This is a genomic window from Mangrovimonas futianensis (genome assembly GCF_021245805.1).
Taxonomy (GTDB): domain Bacteria; phylum Bacteroidota; class Bacteroidia; order Flavobacteriales; family Flavobacteriaceae; genus Mangrovimonas; species Mangrovimonas futianensis.
The window spans coordinates 1-17,769 of sequence record NZ_JAJJNF010000014.1; the positions used below are offsets into that span (position 1 = coordinate 1).

11 protein-coding genes are annotated in these 17,769 nt (G+C 37.0%); 2 read left to right on the forward strand and 9 right to left on the reverse strand.

The genetic code is table 11. The annotated features are described in order from the left end of the window. The coding region (locus tag LOK78_RS16120; RefSeq protein WP_232635629.1) for a hypothetical protein at positions 1–330 on the forward strand (330 nt) is incomplete at its 5' end. Between the two features lie 28 nt (positions 331–358). Continuing rightward, positions 359–808, forward strand: a complete 450-nt coding sequence (locus LOK78_RS16125; RefSeq protein ID WP_232395144.1) for a hypothetical protein — start codon at positions 359–361, stop codon at positions 806–808. A gap of 9 nt (positions 809–817) precedes the next feature. Here LOK78_RS16125 and LOK78_RS16130 read toward each other — a convergent pair whose 3' ends face one another. The 9 genes from LOK78_RS16130 to LOK78_RS16175 all read right to left on the reverse strand — a co-directional run bounded on the left by LOK78_RS16130 (position 818) and on the right by LOK78_RS16175 (position 17,763). Next, on the reverse strand, positions 818–2,395 hold the full coding sequence (locus tag LOK78_RS16130) for a glycoside hydrolase (RefSeq protein ID WP_232635630.1): 1,578 nt from the start codon (positions 2,393–2,395) through the stop codon (positions 818–820). Between the two features lie 15 nt (positions 2,396–2,410). Continuing rightward, positions 2,411–5,518, reverse strand: a complete 3,108-nt coding sequence (locus LOK78_RS16135) for a glycoside hydrolase family 2 TIM barrel-domain containing protein (RefSeq protein WP_336246342.1) — start codon at positions 5,516–5,518, stop codon at positions 2,411–2,413. A 38-nt stretch (positions 5,519–5,556) separates the two neighbouring features. After that, the gene (locus tag LOK78_RS16140; RefSeq protein WP_232395142.1) at positions 5,557–6,573 is read right to left on the reverse strand and encodes a glycoside hydrolase family 43 protein; all 1,017 of its coding nucleotides are present in this window, start codon (positions 6,571–6,573) and stop codon (positions 5,557–5,559) included. A gap of 6 nt (positions 6,574–6,579) precedes the next feature. Then, positions 6,580–8,721 carry a glycoside hydrolase family 43 protein gene (locus LOK78_RS16145; RefSeq protein ID WP_232635631.1) on the reverse strand — a complete coding sequence of 714 codons (2,142 nt, stop codon included), beginning with the start codon at positions 8,719–8,721 and terminating at the stop codon, positions 6,580–6,582. A gap of 18 nt (positions 8,722–8,739) precedes the next feature. Further along, positions 8,740–11,496 (reverse strand): LamG-like jellyroll fold domain-containing protein, encoded by a 2,757-nt coding sequence (locus LOK78_RS16150; RefSeq protein WP_232635632.1) that lies wholly within the window; start codon positions 11,494–11,496, stop codon positions 8,740–8,742. Positions 11,497–11,501: 5 nt separating this feature from the next. Continuing rightward, complete coding sequence (locus LOK78_RS16155; protein WP_232635633.1) at positions 11,502–13,001, reverse strand: glycoside hydrolase family 30 protein; 1,500 nt, start codon at positions 12,999–13,001, stop codon at positions 11,502–11,504. A 121-nt stretch (positions 13,002–13,122) separates the two neighbouring features. After that, positions 13,123–14,187 (reverse strand): PKD domain-containing protein, encoded by a 1,065-nt coding sequence (locus LOK78_RS16160; protein WP_232395138.1) that lies wholly within the window; start codon positions 14,185–14,187, stop codon positions 13,123–13,125. Between the two features lie 22 nt (positions 14,188–14,209). Beyond that, positions 14,210–15,751 carry a PKD domain-containing protein gene (locus LOK78_RS16165; RefSeq protein ID WP_272490622.1) on the reverse strand — a complete coding sequence of 514 codons (1,542 nt, stop codon included), beginning with the start codon at positions 15,749–15,751 and terminating at the stop codon, positions 14,210–14,212. Positions 15,752–15,780: 29 nt separating this feature from the next. Continuing rightward, on the reverse strand, positions 15,781–17,763 hold the full coding sequence (locus LOK78_RS16175) for a RagB/SusD family nutrient uptake outer membrane protein (RefSeq protein WP_232635634.1): 1,983 nt from the start codon (positions 17,761–17,763) through the stop codon (positions 15,781–15,783). Positions 17,764–17,769: the final 6 nt, after the last annotated feature.

The following is a 17,769-nucleotide window of genomic DNA, read 5'->3' on the forward strand; positions in this document are numbered from 1 at the left end:
GAAAAGGGTAACTTTGATCAAAACCTGGTATCCATTTTTAAAATGCAATGCAGGTTCCTAGAGTACCACATGACTCAATTGAACCAACATTTTTCTGTTCTATATGAAGAAAACAGAATGAACAATGCGGATGCCATTAAGTTTATAAAGGCATTTGCTGAAGGTCAAAAGGCATCAAAATCAAATAAGAATGATTCTGTTGTTGCAGTCAACATAGTTGAGCCTTCTTCACCAAAGGCAATCAAAAAGAAACGTGAAAAGCGAATCCTTATAACTGAAGAAGATGCAGAACTGGAACTGTTGCAAAAAGTTTTTAAAATCTATAATTAACGTAAAACAAACGTTTATTTGACGCAAAATGAGCCAAGAAACCCAATATTATACCTGTAAATACTGTTTTGAATCATTTATACCCAAACGTAGAAGGGTACAGAAATACTGCAGCAACACTTGTAGGAACAAGGCGCACCATGCCAGAAAAACTGCAACAACAACCAAAGAAACGTTGCCCACCCAAATAGAAAATAAACCAGCCATTTCTAATCCCACGAAGGAATCGATAAATGCATCTGGAGTGGCTAATGCAGCCATTGGAACATTTACTGTAAATACTCTGTCTAATCTTTTCACCAAGGAAGAAAATAAACCTGCCACCAAAAAGGACTTGGTCGAAATCTTAAAAGCTCTAAAAGGCAGGTACCATATAATTAAAAACGGTGAGCCACTTGGTGATGGCAGAAAACCGTATTATGATATTGTAAAACAAGAGTTGGTTTATTTGTGGCCGTTTCAAACTACAACAAATTAATAAGGACTCCTATTCAAATTTAGAATCCAACACTAAGGTTACAATGGATTTACCATGGATATTAAAACCTTCATCTAAAAGTTTATTTTCTTCCTCCTTGTAAAGATTCATATCTTCCTCAGCACTTGTAGTAAATTGGGTAAAACGATAATAATTAGATCCATTAACATCTAGCTTAATTAATTGGTCTTTTTCACTATAATTAATTACTATTACTACCAATCTCCCACTCTCTTCATCCAAATAGGCCGAAGACATTAAACTTTGAGCAGATTCTAAATCAGTCATTCCGGTATTCACTTCCACTCTGACCATTCCAGGTCTTACAAACCGGCTATAATGCCCCATGCTCCATAAGTTTTTAACAGGAGAGAATTCCCCATCTGTATAAGCTTCATTGGGGTCTAAGGCAATAAAATAGTATTTGGTATCAAAATCAGAATCCCCAGGTTCAAAGGCATTCCAAAATTGCCAAGCCGAAGCATTGGCTTTAGTAATATCAAAATGAATAATTTTAGCTAAAAACAGGGCACAATCCATAGCAGTTCTTTTCCCTTTGTGACCGTCCTTATACCCATTGGCCAACATAGAATATTCTGATTCCCAAAATTTTAAATTTGCTTGCTTAGTAGCTTCTCCCACTTTCTCTCTTACTGAGATTATTTGGTCGTCTGAGTTGTCCGTAAAATAGCTATGGGCTGCAATAATGTTAGGCATATGTTTTAAATCTCCCACATATAAAGAACTATCCGGATGAAATAAATTAGCTATTTGTTGATGTGCATGCCCATTTCCTTCATAAAGAAAATTAAGTTGTGCTGCTTCAGTTATCAAAATATCGGTTTCCAATTGAGAAGCCGTTAAAGTACTATCCAGCAACTTTGCAATTTCAGAAATGTTGGCATTGCTCCAAGGTGTTCCTTCTTGTTTTGCTGTTCCAAATTCAGCGAACCAGTCCCATTGCGGCTCATTACAAGGACTTATATAATCAAAATGAATCCCGTTTTCTTCAAAATGAGATAAAACCTGAGTTAAAAATTGTACATAATCCTTAAAATGTTCTGTCCGTAAATTGGTTTTAAAATCTTTATTGAGCTTATATCCTAATCCATTTTCTGTGAATTGCACAGGCGGAGAGTTTGAAAAAGCTATTAGCTGCTCAACTTCATAGTGTTTTACTTGCTTTAAAAACCATTGATACCCTTCTTGTTTGGACCAATCATAGGTTCCATCTGAATTTAAAAAACATTCCACACGCTTTCTAAAATCACTTATCCCACTACTATCTCCTTGTTCTTGGGTTCCTGCTCCAATATTAAATCTCCAAGAAGAAAGTCCAATCCCCTTTGGATTACCTAAGGAATCCACGGCTTTACTAAATAAAAGCTCTGCAATCCGCTCCTTTTTTTCATGAGGCCAGTATTTACCTATTCCTTCACCAAACCAGCAACCCGCAGCACCAAAATTATCCATCGTTTGATATGTTACTTGCGTATCTACAGTGATAATGCGGTCTGGCTCCAAAGGTTTGAAACATGATATGGTAGTCAACACCATCAATAAGAAGAAATAGGATAATGATTTCATGACACCGGTTTTTACTTACGGAATTAACGAGATAATATATCCATAACTATATTTGTTATCCAACATGCGGTAAGGGTCATGTGGCAACGCACCCCAACTATTATCTCCTCCTACGCCACGTTGTTTATAATCGATATGTAAATAAACGGTATCTTCAAATTGTACATCAGTTGTATGACGTTGGTCTTTTGTTTTACCGGGATCTAAAGCTTCCGTTGACACAGGCAATGCACTAATACCCAATGGTTGTAATCCATGGATCTGAAGGCCTTTACCTGAATTACTTGTCAATTTTAACCAGCGTACATCTGTTTTATAACCGTTTTCTTGCGGACGAATATATTCCCATACAAACTGGTCTTTTACCGTACCTTGATATTCTCCAACAAACGAAGCTGATTTTCTATCGGAATAGTTTTCCCATGGTCCACGGCCATAATATTCTAAATTTGAATAATCACCCTCCAATTGCATTCGCATACCAAACCTTGGTAACTCTGGAAGCTTCTTATCTTTCATATCCAAAGAGGCTATTACCTGAACATCACCGTTGTTTAAAATCAGATATTCCACAACATATGGTAAGTCAATCTCATTAAGTTTTAAGGTAACCTCTATGGGTAATCCTTTATCGGTTTGTTTTTTGACTACTACCGATTGCACTTCTGGATTTTTACTTGCCTTTTTCCATATTTCCAACTGCTCTGGCATATGATTTCCAAAATCGTTATCGGTAGGAGCTCTCCAAAAATGGGGCTCAGGAAAAGTCTCTATTATTTCATTACTTCCTTTGTGGTGATACGATTTTAAAATTCCTTTCTTCAGATCAAATACACCTACAACATGGTCGGTTTCAAAAGATACCTCCTCATCTGTTTTTTTATAGGTTAACGACCCTTTTAGATCCTCTTTTGAATGATTTTTAAAGAAATTTCCTTGACCTAACTTAAATTGCTCTCTGCCCAATTCATGTTTTGCAGGTACAAGTTCTACTCCATTAGAAGTTAGAGCATATACATTTAAAAAATACTCTTCAGTATCATTCATATCGGGTAAATCGATTTTTTGAGATACTGTTGTTTGTGGTTTTCCATCAATCTGAAAAGTCTTTCCAGCCACTTTTATTCCATTTCTAAGAAGTTCCCATTGAATAACAAAGGCGTTCAAATTAGTGTAGAAATAGTCGTTATGAATACTTAAAGTGTCTTCTTTTAAACTAAATGTGATGGGTTGGTACACCTTTTTGACTTCATAAATTCCTGGATGCACTTTTCGATCTGCCGACACCAATCCGTTGGCGCAAAAGTTCTCATCGTTTTGAAGGTTTTCACCACCCAGATCTCCACCATAGGCCCAATAAGTTTTTCCGTTTTCTTCGGCTAACAAACCTTGGTCAACCCAATCCCAAATAAATCCACCTTGCATGTGAGGACTACTGTTAATAATGTCAAAATATTCTTGAAAATTACCATTGCTATTTCCCATAGCATGACTGTATTCACACATGATAAAAGGTCTCGTTTTGGTTGTTGATTCTGCATAAGACTTCATGTAATTTATACTAGGATACATGGGGCAAACCACATCGGTATCTTCTTCCTCTCCTGCTTGTTCAAACTGTACCAAACGCGTGTCGTCAAAGGCTTTCAACCATTTGTAAGCCTCATGAAATACAGGGCCATTTCCACACTCATTCCCCATAGACCACAAGATAATGCTCACATGATTTTTATCTCGCTCTGCCATTCTTTTAATTCGATCCAAATGGGCAGGAGCCCACTCTTTTAGATAAGCTGGATGCCTTAATGTATCAAAACGTCCTTGCCATGTAGCTCCCATGGCATGAGTTTCAATATTAGCTTCATCCACAACAAACATTCCGTATTCATCACAAAGTTCATATAATCTGGTACCATGTGGATAATGACTCATCCTGATCGCATTAATGTTATGTTGTTTCATCAAAGCGATATCTTTTCTCATGGTCGCCTCATCCGGAACATGTCCCTTGGTACCATGATGCTCATGAAGATTGACTCCCCTTACCATGATGGGATTTCCGTTCACCAAAAGTTGGGCATTTTTCAATTCCACACTACGGAAACCAATTTTACCTGTAACCAAGTAATTTTCATCTTCTGTATCATTCCAAGTAATTTTATAATGATATAAGTTAGGTGTTTCATCACTCCATTTTTTTACATTTTCAATGGAAGACGTAAACGATACACTCTCGGTTTTAGAGTTTATTTTTTTACTCTCCTGAAATACTTGTTTTCCTTCAGCATTTGTTAACGTAAAGGATAGCAAGGATTTTTTATTTTTATTGCCTTTAAATCGTTTTAAATCAACCGTTGCTTGCAATTCTCCGTTGATATAATTGGCGTCTAATCCTGCCTTTATAAAATAATCCCAAACCGTTAATTTAGGTAAGGCTTGAAGGTACACATCTTGTTCAATACCGCTCAGTCTCCAAAAATCCTGATCTTCTAAATAACTACCATCATGCCAACGAAAAACCTGTACTGCCAAGGAGTTTTTACCAGATTTTAAAAAGGGAGTCACATCAAATTCTGCGGGAGTTTTAGAAGCTTTAGTCATACCTACTTCTTGCCCATTAACAAATATTCTGGCATAGCCAGAAATAGAAGCAAAATGTAACAACACTTCTTTATTATTCCAATTTTCAGGAACCTCAAAAGACCTTCTATAAGTTCCAACAGGATTGTAATCCCCATTTATAAATGGCGGATTTTTAGGAAACGGATAAGTAACATTTGTGTAAATAGGGGTATCATACCCTTGAAGTTCCCAGTTTGAGGGCACTTCTATAGTCTTCCAATCGGAATCATTCAAATTGGGCTCATAAAAATCCATAGGTCTTTCACCTGGTTTTTTTACAAGATTGAACTGCCAGGCTCCATTCAAACTTTGAATTAAAGAATTGGAATTTTCAGCATTTGAAACCAAAAAATAGGATCTTCCTTCTTCTTTGTTTCTATCTAAAACAGAAGGATTCTCCCATTCGTTCTGTTTTTGACTATTTTTAAAAGTATCTTGGGCTTTACTGGTTATAAACTGGCAAAGACACATTATGAGCAAAAAGATTTTAGTGTATTTCATTCCTCTATTTCTTGGTATTATTTTGTATATTTTCAAAGCTAATTTGTTGTCATTAATTTTATTTTATCTCCTGAATCATCCACTTCAAATAATCGAGGTATCCGAACGTATTGTCCGTCATTATCTACCCAATGACTGTGTACAGACATTAGCAACTTTCCTTCAAAAGTTCTGAACAACATACCGTGTCCATAATTTGGAGGCGTAATTGGTTTAGACTCCTGAATCCATGGACCATCTAGAGTTCCACTTTCGGAATAGGCCACTCCTTGGGTATAATCACCAAAAATCCAACTAGTCCATAACATGCCTAATTTTCCTGTTTGGGTTTTAAACAACCAAGGGCCGTCCGTCACTTTATTAGGTACTTCATCTCCTCTGCTATTTGTTTCTTTACTCCACGGACTATCACTCGCCCTAAATAAGATTTTAGCCTTTCCTTTGGTTCCACTTAAATCAGATTTCAATTGTTTTTTTTCAATGGTTCCATCCCAATTCTGAAGCCATTCATGGCAATACACTAAATATGGTGTCCCATTTTCAATCCATAGCGTCCCATCCAAGGTTGGCATATTGGCAGGCAAGTAAATATCATCCTTCATAGGTTTGTAAGGCCCATCTGGTTGGTCACTTACCAAAACATGGCAAGCCCGACGTTCAATAACATTATTACGAAACGTATCAATCTTCACTTCTCTGTTTGTGAACGTGGCGAAGTAATAATATTTGTTTTTATATTCATGTAACTCGGCAGCCCAAATCATGGGGTTTGGCCCCATCCAAGACTTCGGATTGGTTTCGGCTACGTCATAAGGTCCAGACCATAATTTCAAATCTTTACTCTTCCACAACTTTCCTCCTGTTCCAGTCATGTAATAAGTTTGCGTTTTTTGATCAGCTAAAATAGCAGGATCACTTAAACGAATACTATCCAACGGGATATTGTGACGGATAATCCCCTTTGATTCTTGACCAAAACTCTTAAAAACAGAGAATACCATCACCAAAATCACTAGTTGGCTTTTATAAAAACTTAGTTCAGTAGATTTATACATTTCAAATTAATTAATAGGATCAATTCCATTAAACGTTGGCTTCACTTCAACAATATGTCCGTCCTCGTCAAACAGCATTTTGTCGATGCATACTTCACGATGAAAGCCTCCTTTTCCTCCCATAGTCACACCTTTTGGGTAGGTAAAACGGTGATACACCAAGTACCATTCATCTTTTCCTGGAATTTGAATGGCCGAATTATGTCCCGTTGCAAAAATGTTGGTTTCAGCATCGCGCTGAATCACAATATTATTTTCAGGAATTTGAAGTTTCCCAAGAGGCGCATCGCTTATGCCGTACCGAACTTTGTAATTCGGACTGCGGGTATCATCTTCAGACCACATGAAATAATAGGTACCATTTCGATAGATGACATACGTTCCTTCTCTATAAGTGGTATCTATTTTAAAGGTTTTAAGTGTCTCTTTTTTAATGGACACCATATCCTCATTCAATTCTGCGCCTGCCATATAGCCATTGCCCCAATACAAATAGCTCTTTCCAGTTTTTGGATCTGTAAATACATCAGGATCTATTTCTTGACCGTGCTCCACAGCTTCCGGTTTGAAATCAATCAATGGTTTTCCGCCATCTACAAATGGCCCGGTAGGATTATCTGCAACCGCCACACCTATTTTTTGTGCTGCCGTGAAGTAATAGAAATATTTGTATTCACCATTTATTTTCTTTTCAACAATACAAGGTGCCCAAGCATTGCGATTTGCCCAACTCACATCTTTCTTTAAATCGAGGATGGTTCCTTCATCTTGCCAATCCACCAAATTATCTGATGAAAAGGTTTTGAAATACCAACCCGACCATCCATCAAAGCCATCGGTTGTTGGATAGATATAATATTTCCCAGTTTTTTCTGAATACAGTACATCCGGATCGGCATAATAGCCTTCCAACACAGGATTATGGTCTTCTGAAGCCGTCACTTTATACGTTATATCATCATGCCCCTCAATGGAAATGGTATAATCTACACCACCTTTTGAAAAATCCTGAGGTCCTTGTGGACTTACCGAAAACCCGGACCACATTTTAAATCCGGGATCAAAAGCAGTAAGGTCAACACCTCTTTTCACAGGTAAATGAATGCTCGTTTTTTTACCATTTATGTCCACATTTAGAGGTTTTAAGTCAGATGAAGTCACATCCATCAAAGGATCATCTTGTCTCCCCCATTTTTTTATCAAACTGTAATACTCATTCATTGTAATTGGCATCACTGTACCATGACGAGGATGGAAGTTCATGGTAATATCTTCGTCAATCACTTCAAAATGCTCCAGGTCTTTGCTTTTGGTAAATTGATACCTTCCCGAACCATATACATCATACATCAAGATCCATTCATCAGAATCATTCAGTTTAAACACCCCAGAACCTTCTACCCTTTCGATCTCTTTATCCACGCGATTCATGTTTGGATAAGCATACCCTTCTGTTAGCTTATCGGAAACGGCCAATTTAATGCCAGGGGCACCGCTTTCCGATTTATGGAACAAATAGAATTTATTGTCCTTTTTTATGATATCTCCGTCGATACAGGCATTCCCATCGGGGTTAAACAACAATTGTTTAGGAGCCGATTCAAAACCTGAAAAATCTTGATTGGCATAGGCATAATAAATGATATCTGGATGATTTCCTTTCTCTTTCATGGAGAAATATACCATGTACTTTCCATTGGATTCGTCATAAATCGTTTGAGGTGCCCATACGCGATCTACATTTCCAAACTCCGTTGGATATGTCTCAGGGATGTTAATTATAGAACTTTCCCAATGAATCAAGTCTGTTGATTTCATTAAAATCAAAGCATAATTGTTCCACCCCATTTCGGGCACATACAAATCGGTTACCACCATATAAAAGGTATTGCCATCGGCGCCTCTTAAAATGTGTGGATCCCGAACGCCGCCTGTAGAACTGATTTTTTTGGAATCTATAATAGGTTCGTTATTGTTTAAGGCGCGATAGTGATATCCATCCATACTCAACGCATAGCGAATAGCCTCTTCTCCTGTACCATTTCCTGTAAAATAAGTAAATAAATACGCTTCCCCTTTATCCTCTTTTTTTTCACATGATAAGATTAAGCTCAACATTAAAATTACTAAGAAGACCTTTTTATACATTTCTCTCTATTTAGTCTTTTATTTAATTACAATTTTTTGAATATGACTACTGTTCGAATTTTGAAGTTTTAAGATATAAATTCCGGGTGTCAGGCTTGACACATCAAGGATTCTGGTAGAATTATAACTTATATTATCAGTAACAACTAGACCGCCCTTTAAATCATACATTTCAATCTTTGTGATCCCGTTAGAAGTTTCCCCTAAAAGTTTAACATGTAATTCATTCTTCGTTGGATTTGGCCAAATAGAAACGGAATTATCATTTAAGGTAATATCTTCTATAGATAAATTATTAAATAAGTTGGTCACTTGAGAAGTAGAAAGTGGATAATTAAATACTCTAAAATCATCAATTAATCCTTCAAAAAACCCATTATTAGATGGACTTACTCCTATATAATTGACAAATGGTTCAATATCAGAAGGTCTAATAGTAATTGTACTTGACTGAGCCACTTCATTGCCATCAACATAAATAGATGCACCTTCATCCCCCAACGTAACTACTAAGTGAGACCATGTATTTGCAGGCAATGCTGCTGCGGTTAAAATCTGCTCTGATCCCAGATGTTTTAAGGTCAGTTGCATTTGTCCACCTATAGATGGTGATAAATAAATATGCTCATTATCTCCTGCAGTGAATTCAAATAAACGTTGATTCAAATTAAATCCTGCCCAGTTTACCCAAAAGGCAAGGGAGATTTCGTCGTGATTAACTATATCTGGTGATAAATGAATAAAATTTCCAGATCCATTAAGTGAAATAGCCTGACCCTCTTCAAAATACCCTTCAGTATAAGAACCACCCATAGCTGCTGCATGATTGAGGTTTACAGAAATGTCGTTTGTATGACCATCAAAAGTTAAATGACACACCTCATCATTTTGCCCACTAGCGATACCGGACACTTCATTAGAGTAATCTGAACCATTTAAAGACTCATCTGTTGCTTTAATTTTATAATAATAGGTAATTCCTTCAACCACTGTATTATCCACGAAGGAATTCTCAGAAATATTTCTTCCAATTGTTTGAAAATCTCCTCCTGAAGATTCCGCTCTAAAAATAATATAACCTGCAAGGTCAGTTTCTGTATTTGCTGTCCAATCTAACTGAATGGAAGTTTTTCGTGAGGTTGAAACTAAATTATCAGGAACTTGGGGTGCTGAGAATTCTACTTCAGCAGATATGGGTAGAAATCGCCATTGCTGTTCAAAATTTCCTGTTATCTCCCACTGCTCTACATTACCAGTACCATTTACTTGAATGCAATGAGAACTTTCTCTAGACCGAATATAAAACCAACCATCTTCTACATAATCCAAAAACCATTGTTGATTTCCATATTGACCAAAATCCCAAATATGAATATTTGCTTCATTGTCCAACGAAAAATTATTTAGGTCCAGTCTTCTGTTTGCACTAGACACCGGTTGAATTCTATAATAGCTAAAATCTCCACCTACGGTAGGAATAACTGGATTTACATTCCATTTCTGCATGTTGGAATTTATATCTGCAGATTGTTCTACATTCGCTCCATTGTAATCTCCTGCTACGGTTAATACTTGTCCACTCTGTCTATTTACAAGTTTATATTGTCCATTGATATAAGGCTGAACATCCTCACCATAGGTAATATTAATAACTCTTTCAGCATTAGTTTGGCCAGTAGCGTATCCCGTACCACCAGGCATCTCTAAAACAAATTCACGATATGGGCCTATACCATCATAGTAAACAACTCTATTTTTAGAAAGGAAATTATATTTTGTAGTGACTGCTTGTCTTTCTGAAGTACCTCCAAAAGCTTGAATTTTACCTTCAGGTGAACGATATACAGCTGCAGCCGTCCAATTAGGTCTATGTTCAGCGTAACCTATTCGCTGACCATCAAAAGCCTTGACCATTTCACCACTTGCCAAATCGATATCTGCCCACCAAATTCCTGTTTGCATTCCATATTCATAACCAACAAGAGCTTCTACGATATTATGCAATTCATCATCTGTAGCATGATCACCATTACTGGAAACAGTTGTAAAAAAATCAGCAAAACCATCAAAACTTCCAGCTAATTGATGCGTATTCCCTTCATTTACTCCTGCGGGTAACAAATAATTATACCAACTTAAAGCTTCATCACAACTTAAAGTATTTCCACCGGACAATCTAATATCCTCAAAAAATATATTATTGTTCATTAAGTTTGTAATATAGTACATATCTTCTTGAGTTCCCTGTCCCCAACCATAATCAGGCTCATTGAAAGCACCTATTGAAACTATATTATGACCATCATCCATAAATGCTTGAGCTGTTGTTTGAATAAGTTGTTCCCAATTTTCAGGTTCTCCCACATACCAATCATCAACCCAAGGATGATCACAATTTAAAGCCAAATTCGTATTTGGTCCCACATAAGTATTAATTAGGTATAATCTCCAATTAAGATCATCTATTTGTTCTTGTGTCAATTCTGTTCCTCCAATTAAAGGATAGGTAGGTTGAAAAGATGCACGAACAATATCAATTTGATCCAATCCCATAAAAAGGATGTTTCTTCTAAAGTTTTGTTCATTAGCCCAAGCAAGATCGGCTCCAAATTCAATAGATTTAGAAATTCCTGCATCCTCTACATCAAAAACAACATTACGATGAGCTAATGCTTGAGCTGGTATATTATCACTTGTACTTGCCGTTTGTCCAAACAAACTTGGTTCTAAAAAACCAAGAATTAAAATGGCTATATATAAAGTATTTTTTTTCATGAATTCTATTTAATTTGATATGTGTTCAAGGAATGTGGTGCTAATACCGTATTTAAAAAGCGTTTTCCTATTTTTACAGTAACTTTCTTGCTTTCATCGCTAAAGTTCCCTGCAAAAACAACTTTATCTTGTTCTGGAGTTTCAATAATCATAATTGGTAACTTATCATCCTTTCCTTCTTTAGCTGAAATGATTTTGCTTCCCGGAGATATATAATGTGAATAATGTTTCACAGCATAATACTCGGGTGTATAAGTAGCCGTTTTGGTTTTGGAATCCACACGAATCAAGGCATTTTGCTTCCATCCCCAACCACTCACTCCATCATCGGCTAAAATAGCATTCCAAAAAGTGTATTCTTCACATCCATTTCCCAAATAACGATTGATTAAATTAAAGGTGTGTTCAGCAGCCCCCCAATCGAAAGATCCCCAACCACATTCACTTTCTGTTTGTACATATCTATAATTCGGGTATTTCTCTCTAAGCTTTGGCATTATTTGCCCACCTTCCCATTGAAAGCCCAAACCTTTAATAGTTTCTGGCATATGAGGGTCTGAAAGCACCTCATCAATTACCTCAAAATGGTTTGTATTAATGGTCCCCAAGTAAATCGCTACCTCTGGATGCTGTTCTTTAAGGGCAGGCCCTAAATATTCTACATTAAATCGAATGATTCCCTCGGGGGTCCAAGCACATCCGGGATAAGGTGTGTAACTCCAAGCCTCATTTTGAAACATGACCATATTAATTGGAATACCTTCTTCCTGATAAGAAGAAATAAATTTGCAGAAGTAATTGGCGTAGGTGCTTAGGTACCTTGGATCCTGAATGAAATAATCGTTGACAGCCAATTTCTTTGGAAACAGGTTATCATAGGTAGTTTCCTGACCTTCAAAAAGCAATGCGTCCAATTTGGGATCCAATTCATTAAATTCTGAATTACTCACTACCGAATAGTAATGGTTAATCTTCATCCATGAAGGCGGTGACCAAGGAGATATCCAAAATGAAAGATCTGGATTGAATTCTTGAGCAGCCTTGATAAACGGAATCAAAGTTGTTTTATCCCTATCTATATTGAAATACTGCAGTTGAAAATCTCCACTCACCTCATCACAGCTATACCAATCCCTAGCATAGTCATTGGCATTCATGGAAAAGCGCCCCATGGTAAATTGCAAATCATCTTTCGGACCAAACAATTGGCTCAAAATGGATTTCTGTTTTTGTTCTGTCAACAAATTCAATGCATCCCAACCTCGTTCATTAAAGCAGGTTCCCCAAGCCTTGAAGGTAGTAATACTATCCCCTTTTTGTATTGACAACTGAGGACTAACTAGACCTGTTTTCTCAAGTTTTATTGTTGTTTCATTCCAAAAGTCACCTGAAACACTTGAAATCCAAATTACTTTTTGCCCATGAACTACTAAAACCGAAAAGAGAATTGCGAGAACAACCAGTTGTTTATTATAAACAAGGTTATAAAATTTGATCAAAATCATTATTATCTTTTTTAAGAGGCTTTAGAAATCTTAATATCATAAATGTTTAGAAGGATGCTTTTTATAAAAAATGCGCAAATCATATATTTAGTTTGCGCATTTTTATTACTAACTCAAACAACTATTTAACAAACAATTTTACATCATCGAAACCAGACCAACCATCTCCTCCATCACCAGATGCGTTTTCAACTTCTATACCTATTCTCGCTCCATTTGATTCAATTGGCGCAATGGTTGTAAACTCTACTAAATTCCATTCACCCGGGTTGACACTAAAAGTTTGGGTATCTAAAACATTTCGAACCCCATTTCCATTATTATAATATAAGGTAATTGTCACATTTGGTCCGTTCCAAATATCGAATAAAAGCATGTTGACCTTAAACTCTTCATCTGTACTAATAACGTGGTCTGTAAGATTATAGGCAGATGTATCTCCCGTAAAAGATACCCCGGAATAGTCATTGTCATCTGCTGGCATCCACCATCCTCCTTCTTCTACTCCGGAATCAACAGTAGCTGCATCACTGCTCCACCCAGGGATATCAGCCCAATTCACAACTCTTCCAGTTCCTGGAAGACTGAAATCATAATTTTCCACTTCCACAGGGACAAAAACAGAGACTCCAACGGCAATGGAAGCCATAAAAGTTGAAGGAGTCGATCCTTCTACTCCATTAACTGTTAAAATGACAGTATACTCTCCTGGTTCAGAATAGGTATATGAAGGATTTTCTTCTGTTGAAATGGTACCATCACCGAAATCCCATTCATAGGTAACTCCTAAGTCTGATGTATTAGTAAACACTACTGTTAAATCAGTTACTTCATAAGAGAAACTTGCAATGGGATTAATTTGTTCTACCACAATAACCTTTGAAGCAACGGATGGAGTTGTACCGACAGCTCCAGTAGCTTTTAGGGTTACAGTATAGGTCCCTACACTCTCATAGTTGTGTACAGGGTTAACATTTGTTGATGTATTTCCATCTCCAAAATCCCATTCTAAGGAAACGGCATAATTTGATGCACTAAAGAATGAAACTTCCAAATCATTGGACATATAGCTGAAATCTGATTTAGGTTCATTCAGGGAGTCATCGTCTTCATTACATCCAATACTAAATGAAATTATTAAAACTAAAACTCCTAAATATTTTATTTTAGATAACATATTTTTCATAGTTGATACTCTTTTAAAATCATTATAATTGCACAAAGGATAGATTATTCCATGTCAAATCGTACGGTTGATTTGAACCACTTTTTATCACTATATAAAACGTTTCTGGAGCATCAAATGTGTAAATTCCATCCACTGGATATTCTCCTCCAGCATTAGCTTCTCCCAAATCATAGGTTCCAGCAGTAGTTGGACTTCCGTTCCAAGTACTATAAACAACTTGATAGGGAATTCCAGGAGCGTAATCCTGGCCTGCCTGAGGTTGTACTGTACTGAAAATAAGTTCAGACCATGTTTCATCGATTACTGAGTTAACGGTAATTGAACCACTTAAATGATAAGTACCAGCTTCTACGGTTACTTCTTGATAAATATGTGACCCGGCCCAACCTCCAATACCTTGAAAATTGATAGCTGTTTCTGTCAATCCATCCATAATATCAACCGAAACTCCCGGTGCTACCTCCTGAACAGTCCAGTTAGTCATATCAATAAGACCTGTATCCACGACTTTTTTAAAGGAAAGTTCATTCCATGTTAAATCATATGGTTGATTAGATCCACTTTTAATCACTATATAAAAAGTCTCTGGTGTATCGAAAGTATACAAACCGTCAACAGGATATTCCCCTCCTGCATTTGCCTCTGCCAAATCATAAGTTCCCGGTTCCGTTGGACTGCCATTCCATGTACTATAAACAACTTGGTAAGGAATACCAGGAACAAAATCTTGTCCTGGTTGAGGTTGTTGATCACTAAAAATCAATTCAGACCACGTTTCATCTATTACTGAATTCACTGTAACCGATCCACTCAACAGATAGGTACCCGCCTCTACAGTGACCTCTTGATAAATATGAGATCCGGCCCAACCTCCAACACCTTGAAAATTGATTGAATTAGAGCTGATACTAACTGTGACACCTGGTGACACTTCTTGCACAGTCCAATTGGTCATGTCTATTAAGCCTCCGTCAAAAGGACTTCCTCCAGCATAGACTGTTTCAGAAACTACTGCCGGAGTAGTTCCCTGAAATCCGTTTACCGTTAAACTAACGACATATGGGCCTTCTTCTGAATAAGCATGGACAGGATTTTCTAAAGTTGAAGATTGTCCATCTCCAAAGTCCCAATAAAAGCTGGTTGCGTAAGTTGTGTTACTAGTAAAGGTAAATTCTAAAGGATCATCAATGCTTGTTGAATAACTAAAAGTAGCTGTAGGATCTAGAATTTCAAGTGTAATAGTTTCCTCAAAAACAGCCGGTGAAGAACCTTCCTGTCCATAAGCAGTCAAAATAACAGTATATGTTCCTGCTTCATCATATACATGTGTTGGATGATAAATGGTTTCTGTTGTTCCATCTCCAAAATCCCATTTGATAGACTTTCTATCTGTCACTGTACTGGTAAAGTTAACCTCTAAAGGGTTATTTGAACTTATTTCATAGATAAAAGCTGCATTGGGATTAACCACCTTTTCCATTTCGTCATCTTCATTACAAGAAACAAATGAAACCAATAGTAGGAACACATAATAAAATCTCAATTTATTTAAATACTTCATGATGTTTCAATTTTTAGTTATTCAATCTACTATAAATCAGTTGGTGCTGAATTTGGTGAGGTTGACCAGCCTGGATTTTGATAAATGACTGAAGTTGGTCCACCAGTAATTAAAAAATGTTCTGCTGCAATGGGCTCTAAATAATGCGCCATGGTCCATTCATAACCATTAAACACTAATTCATTGCCTGTTTTTTCATATGGTCTGAGATAATCACTTAAATCTGGAGAAGAAACTCGGGCTGATGGCGTACCATATGTAAGACTTGAAGGTGTGTACCAATCTTGCATGGGTCCCCAAAGCTTAAACCCTTCAATATGATATGGTTCAGAGATCATTTGATCCATGGCTCTCCATCTTTTCAAATCCATCCAACGCAATCCTTCTGCCATTAACTCACATCTTCTCTCTCTCCGGATGTTATAAAGGGTAGGGTCAATTAATTGTCCCGCCGAATAAGCCCCCCAATCATTTTGAGCCTCTATAGTCATTTGGGTATTGGATATAGACAATTGATAATTGGAATCTACTCCGGCCCTATTTCTTATTGCTGACCAATAGGTACTTGCCGTACCATCTAAAGAACCATTTTTCTCATAACATGCCTCAATGTAATTTAGGTAAGCTTCTGTAGCTCTGAAAACTAAGGCTCCTGTATATCCTCCACCATTGTTACATTGCGCTCCATCATAATTCAACCCTTTTCTTATAGCATATCCCGTACTATATCCTTGCTCTAGGTTTGTATTCGTTATATTGGGTACCGGTTCAACCGGTGTTATATGTGATCCTGCATTGGTATTGAACAATACATTGATTTGTTCTGGTTCTTTTAAAAACAGCCAAAGTCTGCCGTCTCTATTTGCACGTACATCAGAGATGTAATCATCACCCTGATAACCAGAACCTGAAGCGTATATAGGCAGTCCATTTTCCATTAAGAAACTTTCAACCAATCCTCTTGTCAATCCTACTCCATTATTTCCCAACTGAGCATATACAGGAACATTATGAGTGATTGACAAACCTCCATCATATCGTCTATAAAGTAGTACCTCACTAAAACCAGACATATCAACGGCACTAAACATATCAAAATATGGGTTACTAGGGTCATCGATTGATTGTTGAAGAACCTCATTATTTGATTCTAAACTATATGAATTAGCTACTTGCGAAGATGCCTCCATAGATTGCTCGAACAACCATTGGATTTCAGCCTCAATACTACCAGTCTGATATTGATATCCCTGATTATAATCCATTTCTGCTCCTGGCCACCCCGGACCATTCGGAACAAAAGGAGTCCCCGCAAAATATTTAAGCCATGTGCCTTCATATAAAGCAACTCTCGATTTAAATAGTTGGGCACAAGCTTTGTTGAGTCTGTTTTTTCCTCCATCAGGAGAACTGCTTGACATCAAACTAATGGCCATATCTAAATCAGATAGAATGAATCTAACCACCTCTGATCTAGGTTGGCGTTTGCTAGCTTCAGTTAACACTTCCATATCATCGGGAAATGTTTCTGTTATAATGGGAAAATCTCCCAAAAGTTGAACTCTAGTAAAATAATCATAGGCCCTAAAAAAGTACATTTCACCTATGTAATGCTCTATATTTTGAGGACTACCTGTTATCTCACCTGCTTCCCATTTTGGCAAAACAGTTTCAAGAAAGTAATTACATTGTCTTATATTATCAAACCACCAACTTCCTCCAGATTGTCCAACTCTCCATTGACCAGGGACAAATTTATTATCATATCCAAAAGTCGCCATATTGTCGGTGTGAACATCTATTCCAAAGGTTCCGAACGACCACTGTGCGTGAGTTGGAAACATATTGTACCTTTCAATTGCGTAAGCAGCTAATTGAGACTCATCATTCAGATATTGTTCAGGGGTTACCGCAGAAAGCGGTTCTCTTTCCAAAAAATCTTTTTCGCAGGAAACGACAAATGTCATTCCCATTAAAATCAAAGTGATATATTTTACTTTTAAGCTTTTCATTTCTTT

What these genes read in the sequence shown, in the direction of transcription:
- LOK78_RS16140 (WP_232395142.1), bottom strand. Translation starts at nt 6,573, where the DNA reads ATGTATAAATCTACTGAACTAAGTTTTTATAAAAGCCAACTAGTGATT.
- LOK78_RS16150 (WP_232635632.1), bottom strand. Translation starts at nt 11,496, where the DNA reads ATGAAAAAAAATACTTTATATATAGCCATTTTAATTCTTGGTTTTTTA.
- LOK78_RS16165 (WP_272490622.1), bottom strand. Translation starts at nt 15,751, where the DNA reads ATGAAGTATTTAAATAAATTGAGATTTTATTATGTGTTCCTACTATTG.
- LOK78_RS16130 (WP_232635630.1), bottom strand. Translation starts at nt 2,395, where the DNA reads ATGAAATCATTATCCTATTTCTTCTTATTGATGGTGTTGACTACCATA.
- LOK78_RS16155 (WP_232635633.1), bottom strand. Translation starts at nt 13,001, where the DNA reads ATGATTTTGATCAAATTTTATAACCTTGTTTATAATAAACAACTGGTT.
- LOK78_RS16125 (WP_232395144.1), top strand. Translation starts at nt 359, where the DNA reads ATGAGCCAAGAAACCCAATATTATACCTGTAAATACTGTTTTGAATCA.
- LOK78_RS16145 (WP_232635631.1), bottom strand. Translation starts at nt 8,721, where the DNA reads ATGTATAAAAAGGTCTTCTTAGTAATTTTAATGTTGAGCTTAATCTTA.
- LOK78_RS16160 (WP_232395138.1), bottom strand. Translation starts at nt 14,187, where the DNA reads ATGAAAAATATGTTATCTAAAATAAAATATTTAGGAGTTTTAGTTTTA.
- LOK78_RS16175 (WP_232635634.1), bottom strand. Translation starts at nt 17,763, where the DNA reads ATGAAAAGCTTAAAAGTAAAATATATCACTTTGATTTTAATGGGAATG.
- LOK78_RS16135 (WP_336246342.1), bottom strand. Translation starts at nt 5,518, where the DNA reads ATGAAATACACTAAAATCTTTTTGCTCATAATGTGTCTTTGCCAGTTT.